This is a genomic window from Schinkia azotoformans, assembly GCF_035811335.1.
GTDB classification, from domain to species: domain Bacteria; phylum Bacillota; class Bacilli; order Bacillales; family Bacillaceae_J; genus Schinkia; species Schinkia azotoformans.
The window spans coordinates 220,336-230,157 of sequence record NZ_JARSMD010000010.1 but is presented as its reverse complement, the minus strand read 5'-3'; the positions used below and the strand labels follow the sequence as shown (position 1 = coordinate 230,157).

The window sequence follows — 9,822 nt, the reverse complement described above, 5'->3', positions numbered from 1 at the left end:
AAATACCCTTCTTTTTTCTGAGTTAAAACTTTATTATCAAAATTATCAAAGTAAACGCTACGAATCAGATACTTTCCATCGTGATCGGCATGGGGATCGATTTCCATCACATGTTTCAATTTACTGCTAAGCAGATAACAATCCATCTGAGTAATCTCATGTTTTAATTCATGTCGACCTTGGACACCATTTAAACTCATAGTTTTCATGCTGATAAGCCTCCTTTTTAACAGGTTGATCAACTCCTTGATTCACATTATTAGGGGCAAACCTTAAACAAACCTTAAAAGGACTTGGAAAAGCGGAAGCGCCTTGCTCATCGCCGTACAAACTGGAGGCGCTGGAGCTAGACAATGATGCACAATATTAAAAGAGGCCGCAGCATTGCGACCCCTACTTTGGGAATTTTACTATAAAGGTTGTTCCTTTTTGTTGATTTTTCAAAACTGAAATTGTTCCATGGTGTTTTTCAACAATCCATTGAGCAATGGATAATCCTAAACCAACACCACCAGTTTCTCTCGAGCGGGCTTTATCTTCTCGATAGAAGCGCTCAAAAATATTTTGGAGATTTTCTTCTTTTATGCCAATACCAGTATCAGTTACTTCAACAACAATCTGTTGATCTTCTATATAGGTTTTAACACCGATGCTATCATGTTCATTTGTGTATTTTAAGGCATTATCTAGCAAAATAACTAATAGCTGATGCAAGCGTTCTTTGTCTGCCTTTATGTTTATTTTACTGTTTAAACTTAACCAAAAATGTTTATCCTGTGACTCTGCGATTTCTATATAGGGCTCACTAACCTTTTGAACAAAATCATCAAATTGAAAGGACTCGAGAACTAACTGTGTTTCCGCTGAATCAGCCCTCGCTAACGTTAATAAATTTGAGGTGAGCTTAGATAAGCGTCTAGTTTCTGATAAGCTAAGTGCAATGCTTTCAAACTTATCGGCAATTTTTTCCTGCGGTGTCCTTAAGAGCAGCTCCAATTTATTTTGGATAACAGTTAATGGCGTTCGCAATTCGTGTGATGCATTTTCAACAAATTCAGCCTGTTTATTCCATGCAGCGATAATTGGTTGCATCATTTTTTTCGATAAGATGTAGCTGGCAGAAATGGAAAGGATAATAAAAATTAGCGAACAAATCATAATGAGTTTCCCAAAATTATGAATGATGGTTTGTTCAGCATCCGTGTTCATTAATAATTGTGTATAGGCAATATCATCATTATCATTACTATCTTCAAAGAGAAGATAACGAAAATGGTATTGCTCATTAATGGTGATATTTGTGATTGTATCCAAAACTTTTTCATCAAGTTTGAAATCTAGTAAATAATTTTCGTATAGCAATGTTCCAATTTCGCCTTGATTCACGATTTCTCCATCTTTATTCCAATGTAATACAATTATCCGAGGATTAGGTCTTTGTTTTTCTTTAGGAGCACCGTTTCGTTCAAATTCTTTATTGGGGGGATGGGGTTTTGTCTCCCAAAATAGATTTTCGGCAAGCATCTTATTTTTAAAGCCGATCAGTTCTTCGTCAGTTTTTGAAAATAATGTATTTTGTACTTGGCTAAAAATAATAATGCCGAAAATAGAAAAAATAATGGTAAAAGCAACTAGGTTTAAAACCATAAATTTTAGTTGTTGTTTTCTAAAAATCCTCCGTCTAGACATTTTCATCACCGTTTTCTGAAAGCATATAACCTAAGCCCCGAAAGGTTTTGATATATTGATCATAGCTCCAGCTTTTTAAATTTTTGCGCAAATTACTCGCGTATACCTCTACGACAGTTGTGGACGTATCTGATTCAAATCCCCAGATTCTATCAAATATTTGTTCTTTTGTAAGAATGGTATTTTTATTGTTAATAAGGTATTCTAGCAGGTCAAATTGCTTACCATTCAATTTTATAAGGTCTTCTCGAATGTGCACCGTTTTACTTTTAAGGTTCATTTTTAATTCTTTGAAGGTAAGGACGTTTTCTTTAAACTCTCCTCCAGCCCTTCTAACGATGGCCTCCAAGCGGAGTAGCAGCTCTTCGCGGTGAAACGGTTTTACTAAATAATCATCAGCACCAACCTTAAAGCCTTTTATTTTATCATCAATCCCACCTTTAGCTGTAAGCATTATGACCGGTGTCGAAATATTTTTGTTCCTTAAGTTTTGTAATACATCGTAGCCATTCATACTAGGCAGCATTATATCCAAGATAATTACGTCAAAAATATTTTGCTCGGCTAAAAACAACCCTTCCTCCCCGTCAAAAGCTTGTTCCGTTTCAAACAATTCTTGTGTGATTTCCTTTATTGTTTCAGAGATGAATTTGTCATCTTCGATAATTAATAGCTTCATCACAAGCTCCCCTTCTAAGTTTCCAAGTATCCATCATTCGATATGTTCGATTATAGGACGATTTGTCGTAATTGCAACTTATTTTCTATTTTAAGGTTTTGTTAAGGTTGATAATTTAATGTAAAACAAGCAAGCAGTGGAACAAGTACATAACCCAAATTATAAGTAAAAGGTGGATAAAACAATGAGGTTTACCATTAGAAAAAAATTAATGTTCAGTTATTTATTATTAATTTTTCTATTTGTTGCAAGTAATTTTATCGTAAATTCTAATTTGATAGCGGTTACGAATGACTCAAATCAAGAAATCATTGAATCTGTTCGGAGTTCTATTGATGATTTTACATATATTACGATTATTTTAGGCCTAACAATAGCCCTTGTAACCTCACATCTCATTAAGAAATCAATTAATGAATTTTCCATTGCCATTCATGCGATGGCAGAAGGGGATTTTACAGGTGATGATATCAAAATCAAGCAAAAGGACGAGTTTGGTGAACTTACTGAATCAGTAAACTATATGAAGAAAAACCTGAAGAATTTGATTTCCCAGGTAAATGAGACGGCTGAACAGGTTTCAACCATGTCAATTCAACTCTATGAAGGTGCAGAACAAACCAGTGTGGCCACGAAGGACATCGTTACCTCTATCCAAACTGTAACAGTAAATACGGAGGATCAATCAAGAAGGCTACAGGAATTAGTTTCACAATTTAAAGTTTAATTCACTAAGAAAAGGAGTTCAGTAAGATGACTAAGAAAACAAAATATTTTAAAGCTGCAGCAATTTTAGTGAGTACGTCACTCTTGTTTGCTTGCAGTAACAATTTAGATTCAGAGGCAGTTGAAGGTGCTCAAACTGAAAATGGGAGTTCTAGTGTTAGCGTTGTAAACGTTAGTGCTTTAATTAGTGAAAAGGTAAAGTATGATAAAGGCGACTTTTACAATGATTGGGAAAACGAAAATCCCATTCTAGTTAAATTGAATGGGACTGATGTTAGTTACGATTCAGCAACACCTGTGATTTATGATAATAATAGACTTACAATAAAAACAGGCGGCACTTATGTGATAAGCGGTGAATTGCTGGATGGGCAAATTGTGATTGATGCCGAAGATAAAAGTCCAGTTCGGCTCGTATTAAATGGGGCAAAGATTAACTGTAGCAATAGTTCAGCCATTTATGTAGCCAAGGCTGAAAAAACAGTGATCTCTTTACCGGAAGGCACAGAAAATTATCTTTCGGATGGACAACAATATGTTTTCGATGACTCATCAGAGGCTGAGCCTAATGCAGCACTGTTTAGTAAGGATGATCTTACTATTAATGGTACAGGAAAGTTAATTGTCCAAGGAAACTATAATAATGGAATTGCCAGCAAGGATGATTTGAAAATTACAGGCGGTGACCTTCACATAAAAGCTGTCGATGATGGGTTAATGGGCCGTGATTTACTTGCCGTCAAAGAAGGGAATATAGTGATTGAAGCAGGTGGCGATGGAATAAAGTCCACGAATGATAAAGATGCTTCTAAAGGAATAGTTGCGCTTGAAGGAGGTACATTTGACATAGCATCAGGTAATGATGGCATACAGGCGGAAACATCATTATGGATTGCGGATGGTTCTTACAAAATTAAGAGCGGCGGTGGAAGCCCAGAAGTGATAAATAATTCTGAAGAAAAAGCGAGGGGGCCATGGGGCGGCAGTGCTGTGCCTGTTAGCACGGAGGATACTGATTCAGAAAGTGCAAAAGGTTTAAAAGCAGGTACGGCAATTGCTGTAGGGGGTGGGTCCTTTACCATAGATTCTCTAGATGATGGTGTGCATAGTAATGATAGCATTGAGATAGGAAATGGTGACTTTATGATAGCAACCGGTGATGATGGTATTCATGCGGATTCATCGATTGTAACAACTGGTGGAAAAATAACAATTACAAAAAGCTATGAAGGGATAGAAAGCCAGCTCATCACGGTTAATGATGGTGAAATTCATGTAACAGCCAGTGATGATGGAATTAACATTGGCGGTGGTAATGATGGTTCAGGATTTGATGTGCCTCCACAGATTGAAGGGACAAGAGGGCCTGTTGGTGAAGCGAACAACGAGAATGCATCAAAAGCTAGCTCGAATAATGAAACAAAAACTGCTTCAGAGGAAAACAAGCTTACAATCAACGGTGGATATATCACAGTTAACGCAAATGGTGATGGACTTGATTCAAATGGATCAATAGCTATGACAGGTGGAACAGTTATTGTAAACGGACCGACATCTAATGGAAACGGACCTCTTGATTATGACAACAGTTTTGATATGAGTGGTGGATTTTTGATTGCAGTTGGAAGCTCAGGGATGGCTCAAGCAGTTTCCGAGGAGTCATCACAATACTCTTTATTAATGACCTATCCTGAAACACAGAAAGCAGGGGCGCTTGTTCATTTGGAGGACAGTAAAGGGGAGTCAATCGTAACGTTCGCACCTGAAAAAGACTATCAATCTGTTTTTATTAGTTCACCCAAACTAGAAAAAGGCTCTTCCTACACGCTATTCACCGGTGGGGCTTCAACTGGAAAAGATATTAATGGACTGTATAGCGATGGTGATTATCAAGGTGGAACAAAGGTTGTAGACTTTACCATTTCAGACTCTGTCACTTGGCTAAATGAAACAGGGATAACAACTGCCAGCAGTCATGGGCCTGGAGGATTCAATCCAGGTGGAGGTCAAAATCGACCAGGCGGATCAGGAGACAACCCGGGTGATATATTTAAGGATTTGGATGAAGCAACGATGGAAAAAGTAAGATCAATTATGGATCAAGAAAGAGCTGGTAGCATTACAAGAGAGGAAGCACAAGCTCAATTAACAGAACTAGGTGTGGAGTCCCCTAAAAGAGGGCCTAGACAATAAAAAACGATTAAGGGGAAGGTGCTTTTGCGTTATTGTTTAACCAAAAGCACCTTCCCCTTGCTTTAAGGATATTATTCTATAAAATTTACTGACATATTCGTGTTTCCAATCTTTTTCGAACATCTGAAACAACGGATTGCCAATACCTAGGCTCAGTTGTTACTGTTTTTTTGAATGATGCAAACATCGCTTTTTGTTTATCAGGAAAATCCGGAGCATCCTGTGGTGGCAATTCAGTTCTTTTTTCAGATACAAATTGTTGGACCTCCGGTGACCTTGGACCCCAAACAGCTTGTTCTTCACCCTTTTCATCAATAAAAATAAAGATTGGAATAGAGCGGGATGTCCCATTTGTTAAATATTGATCCATTAGCTCCAAATTTTCATCTCGAATAAGAAATCTCGTCTCGATTGAGGCAACTTCAGCCAGCCTTTGCAAAACAGGTACACAAAGTGCTGCATCTCCACACCAATCGGCAGTTAGAGTAATGATTCTAAGGTTCTTATTTTTTAACTCCGAAAAATACTGAACATCTTCGTGGTTTAGTTCTAATTCTTTATATACTCCCTCTAACTCAGGCCGATTTACTTGCATGTAATTCACGTATTCTGTAAAAGTCATTCCTTTTGAAAACCAATTGTTTAATGACATAAAAGACCCAATCCTCCTCGGAATTCCGGTTTTTCCCATCTTACCATATTATTATTAATTCCTAAATTTTTGTGCTCAAGGGAACACTTTTTGAAAATTTAGTGAAAGTGAAAAATTACCACCTTTATTTTACTAAAACTATATTGTGAAAATTCGATTAATTTAATATAATTTCACTAATACCTTCTTCTTTTTTATCTATGGGTTAGTTTCCAAATTGCACATTGTACGTAATGGTAGTCGTTATCGTTGAATATGTAGACACAAAACTTTAGAGACAAAACTGTATAAGTTAAGCAAGCCAGTATCGAATACTCCCGACGGAAGTTTTCAGAGGAGGAATGTAGGTTGGGTGTTTGTAAAGAATGTTCTTTAGAGATTAATGGTAACAGCAAGCAAGGAAGTAAGTTAACAAAATACCATAGATGAAAATTGGAGGAGAGAAGATGACAAAAAAGAAATTAAATAAGCGAGTTATTAAAATGATTAAGTCACATATGAAAGAGCAAGAACAAAAACAAGTAAATTGGCAAAAATCCGTATTACGTGAGGAAAACATAAGTTTCAAATAATTGTATTTGGAAAGCCCTTTCAAGGCAGATGAGTACAAGTTGATAAAGAAGAAGGTTGGACAGTTCACTCATTCTGGAGTGAACTGTTTATTTTTTTATTTATATAAAAAAGGTTGACGGTGGAAATAAATTACTCTATAATCCAAATTATCATAATTTTAAAAAATAAATAAATTTACTTATCAAGAGTGACGGAGGGAACAGGCCCGAAGAAGTCCGGCAACCACAAGCGATGCTTGTAAGGTGCTAAATCCTGCAGACAAAATTGTCTGAAAGATAAGGTTGAATGAGGCTACAAAACCCTTCTTCCTTATCGGATGAAGGTTTTTTTGATTTTGATTCAAATGAACAATTGAATAAAAGTAAATCTCTTATCAAGAGTGACGGAGGGAACAGGCCCGAAGAAGTTCGGCAACCACAAGCAATGCTTGTAAGGTGCTAAATCCTGCAGACAAGATCATGTCTGGAAGATAAGAGGAGGTGGCTCCTCTTCTTATGGAGAGGGGTTTTTCATTTTACAGAAAACCCCTCCCTTAGGCGTATAAATCTAAGTTTATACATCGAAATAGGAGGTAATAAAATGGCGAAAAAACATAATTGAAATAAAAATCTAACGACATAATCTTGCATCTAAAATATGACAAATGAAAAGAGGAAGAGAAAATGAAAAAACTAATTGGAATTATATTAAGCACATTATTATTGATTGGAGTTGTTGGTTGCTCAAGCAGTTCAAGTTCGTCAAATAATACCGGTGCTGAAGGTGAGAATAGTGGGGGAGAAGCCAAAAAGCCGAAAAAGATTGTTCTCGATTATGCTTACTATTCACCAACAAGCTTAGTACTTAAAGAATTCGGTTGGGTTGAAGAAGCATTCGCCCAAGATGATATAAAAATAGAGTTCGTATTAAGTCAAGGAAGTAATAAAGCACTGGAGTTTTTAAACAGTGGCAGCGCGGATTTTGGTTCGACAGCGGGTGCGGCAGCCTTAATGGCAAAAGCGAAAGGGGCTCCAATTGAATCCGTCTATATTTATTCAAAGCCTGAATGGACAGCATTAGTTACAGGTAAAGATTCAGCAATAAAATCTGTTGAAGAATTAAAAGGTAAAAAAGTAGCGGCAACAGTTGGTACAGATCCTTATATTTTCTTACTTCGTGCATTAGATGAGGTTGGGCTAACAGCAAAAGATATTGAAATCGTGGCTTTACAGCATAGTGACGGTGCTTCAGCGTTAGCAACGAATCAAGTGGATGCATGGGCAGGACTTGACCCACATATGGCAAGAGTTGAGGTTGAAACAAAGGCAAATCTGTTTTACCGAAATGTAGATTTCAATACGTACGGAGTTCTAAATGTTCGCAGCGAATTTGCAAAAGAATATCCAGAACAAGTGAAAAAGGTTATCGAAGTTTATGAGAAAGCAAGAAAATGGGCAATTGAAAATCCAGATGAATTAGCTGAAATCCTTGTAAAACATGCCCAAATTTCACCAGAGGTAGCGAAGAAGCAATTAGAGCGTAATGATTTCTCTGAACCAGTACCAGGAGAGAAGCAAATTGAAGCATTAAATGCTGCCGGAATAGTATTGCAAAAGGGAGACATTATCGATAAGAACACAGATGTATCAACGCTTGTTAATGAATTAATTAATCCTGAATTTGCGAAAGAGGTTATTAAGTAAAGGGTCCGACACCCACAAGAAAGGGGAATTCAATAAGATGGAAAGAAATAGTGCTTCAGTTGTTGGGAATATTGGAATAGGGAAGAAAACGAAAAAGTCCGTCCAACGATCAGGTAAACTGCAGCCCCTTATTTGGGGAAGTATCCTGCCGGTAATATTAATCATAGCTTGGGAGTTTTTAAGTAAGATCGGTGTTTTTCCAAAGCATTTATTACCTGCTCCGACGATTATTATTAGTAAGATTATTGAAATGGGACAGGATGGAACGCTTTGGGGCCATCTAGGTATAACGCTATACCGTATTTTCTTCGGATTTGTACTTGGCGTAGGGTTTGCAGTTGTCCTAGGAGCTATTGTTGGCTATTTGAAAAAAGCAGAGCTTTTACTTGATCCTATATTCCAGGCATTTCGTTCTATTCCATCGTTAGCATGGGTTCCTCTATTTATTTTATGGATGGGGATCGGGGAGCCATCTAAAATTGCGTTAATTGCAGTTGGGGTATTTTTCCCGGTTTATTTAAATATTGTTTCCGGGATTCAAGGTGTTGACCGCAAAATAATTGAGGTAGGGCGTATCTATAATTTTACAACCTATCAATTGATAAAAAGAATCATTTTACCTGCATCATTGCCATCATTCTTAGTTGGTATCCGCAGTGGTTTAGGATTAGGCTGGATGTTTGTCGTTGCCGCAGAATTAATGGGTGCAAGTAAAGGCATTGGATATTTATTAGTTTATGGACAAAATACGTATTCACCAGAGTTAATCATCGCTAGTATCGTCCTATTTGCAATAATGGGAAAACTAACAGATTCCCTTCTAAAAGGGCTCGAGGGAAAAGCACTGCACTGGCAAGACTCTTTTGTGAGGAATTGAGGGTGGAAAAATTATGTTAGCAATTGAGAATGTAACAAGAACGTTTGAAAATGGAGCAGGTTTTAAAAATATCGATTTGACAGTAAATGAAGGCGAGATTATTGGAATCCTTGGAACAAGCGGTTGTGGGAAAAGCACTTTGCTAAGGGTTTTGTCTGGTTTGGACCAAGGCTATAAAGGAACGATCAAAATTAATGATGAGGTTATCACTTCAGTTCACAAAAAAATTGGAATGGTGTTTCAGGAAGCAAGGCTAATGCCTTGGTTAACTGTTATTGAAAATGTTGGTTTTGGATTAAAAGTAAAGGATCAATCAGAACGGAAGAAAAAAGCGCAACAATTAATTCAATCCGTTGGGTTAACAGGTTTTGAAAATCAGTATCCAAAGGATCTATCAGGTGGTATGGCACAAAGGGTGGCAATTGCGAGGGCGCTTGTATCAGCTCCGGAAATATTGCTTTTAGATGAGCCCTTCAGTGCATTAGATGCTTTTACGAAAATGAAGCTGCAAGATTTATTGCTTTCAATTTGGAATGAATATAAATCTACATTTGTGTTAGTAACACATGATATTGATGAGGCATTATATCTTTGTGATCGGATTTTAATATTAAGAGGGCAGCCTGGCATTGTGTATGAAGAATTGAAAATTGAGGCGCCAAGACCAAGAGCCCGTGGAGATTTATTGCTTGCACAGCTAAAAGACAAAGTTTTAAGTCACTTGGACTTATCAAAACAAGAGTAAGGGGAT

The 9,822-nt window shown here is 37.1% G+C and carries 10 protein-coding genes and 2 riboswitches; of the genes, 6 read left to right on the top strand and 4 right to left on the bottom strand.

Annotated elements, in window-relative coordinates:
* From P9E47_RS06250 to P9E47_RS06240, 3 genes are all read right to left on the bottom strand, one after another.
* Positions 1-209 (bottom strand): VTC domain-containing protein (locus tag P9E47_RS06250; RefSeq protein WP_326162869.1); only part of this gene is annotated, 209 nt, incomplete at its 3' end.
* 184 nt (positions 210-393) lie between these two features.
* A complete protein-coding gene (locus P9E47_RS06245) occupies positions 394-1,689 on the bottom strand; it encodes a sensor histidine kinase (RefSeq protein ID WP_003330618.1) in 1,296 nt (431 codons plus the stop codon).
* The gene (locus tag P9E47_RS06240; protein ID WP_003330617.1) at positions 1,682-2,368 is read right to left on the bottom strand and encodes a response regulator transcription factor; all 687 of its coding nucleotides are present in this window, start codon (positions 2,366-2,368) and stop codon (positions 1,682-1,684) included. Before P9E47_RS06240 ends, P9E47_RS06245 begins: the two co-directional genes overlap by 8 nt.
* A gap of 184 nt (positions 2,369-2,552) precedes the next feature.
* Here P9E47_RS06240 and P9E47_RS06235 point away from each other — a divergent pair, with 184 nt between their 5' ends.
* Together P9E47_RS06235 and P9E47_RS06230 are read left to right on the top strand one after the other, a co-directional pair.
* Complete coding sequence (locus P9E47_RS06235) at positions 2,553-3,095, top strand: HAMP domain-containing protein (protein ID WP_003330616.1); 543 nt, start codon at positions 2,553-2,555, stop codon at positions 3,093-3,095.
* Positions 3,096-3,121: 26 nt separating this feature from the next.
* On the top strand, positions 3,122-5,287 hold the full coding sequence (locus P9E47_RS06230; RefSeq protein ID WP_003330615.1) for a carbohydrate-binding domain-containing protein: 2,166 nt from the start codon (positions 3,122-3,124) through the stop codon (positions 5,285-5,287).
* An 85-nt stretch (positions 5,288-5,372) separates the two neighbouring features.
* Here P9E47_RS06230 and P9E47_RS06225 read toward each other — a convergent pair whose 3' ends face one another.
* A complete protein-coding gene (locus P9E47_RS06225) occupies positions 5,373-5,939 on the bottom strand; it encodes a thioredoxin family protein (RefSeq protein ID WP_003330614.1) in 567 nt (188 codons plus the stop codon).
* A 446-nt stretch (positions 5,940-6,385) separates the two neighbouring features.
* On the opposite strand from P9E47_RS06225, the gene P9E47_RS06220 reads away from it, so the two are divergent.
* The 4 genes from P9E47_RS06220 to P9E47_RS06205 all read left to right on the top strand — a co-directional run bounded on the left by P9E47_RS06220 (position 6,386) and on the right by P9E47_RS06205 (position 9,816).
* Entirely contained in the window at positions 6,386-6,511 is a 126-nt protein-coding gene (locus P9E47_RS06220) for a hypothetical protein (RefSeq protein WP_268869816.1), read from the top strand.
* Between the two features lie 176 nt (positions 6,512-6,687).
* A riboswitch (SAM riboswitch) is annotated at positions 6,688-6,794 on the top strand.
* A gap of 85 nt (positions 6,795-6,879) precedes the next feature.
* Positions 6,880-6,988, top strand: a riboswitch (SAM riboswitch).
* 186 nt (positions 6,989-7,174) lie between these two features.
* Positions 7,175-8,194: an aliphatic sulfonate ABC transporter substrate-binding protein gene (locus P9E47_RS06215; protein WP_003330613.1), complete on the top strand. Its 1,020-nt coding sequence runs from the start codon at positions 7,175-7,177 to the stop codon at positions 8,192-8,194.
* A gap of 37 nt (positions 8,195-8,231) precedes the next feature.
* Entirely contained in the window at positions 8,232-9,071 is an 840-nt protein-coding gene (locus tag P9E47_RS06210; protein ID WP_326162868.1) for an ABC transporter permease, read from the top strand.
* A 13-nt stretch (positions 9,072-9,084) separates the two neighbouring features.
* Positions 9,085-9,816 (top strand): ABC transporter ATP-binding protein, encoded by a 732-nt coding sequence (locus P9E47_RS06205; protein WP_003330610.1) that lies wholly within the window; start codon positions 9,085-9,087, stop codon positions 9,814-9,816.
* Positions 9,817-9,822 lie beyond the last annotated feature (6 nt).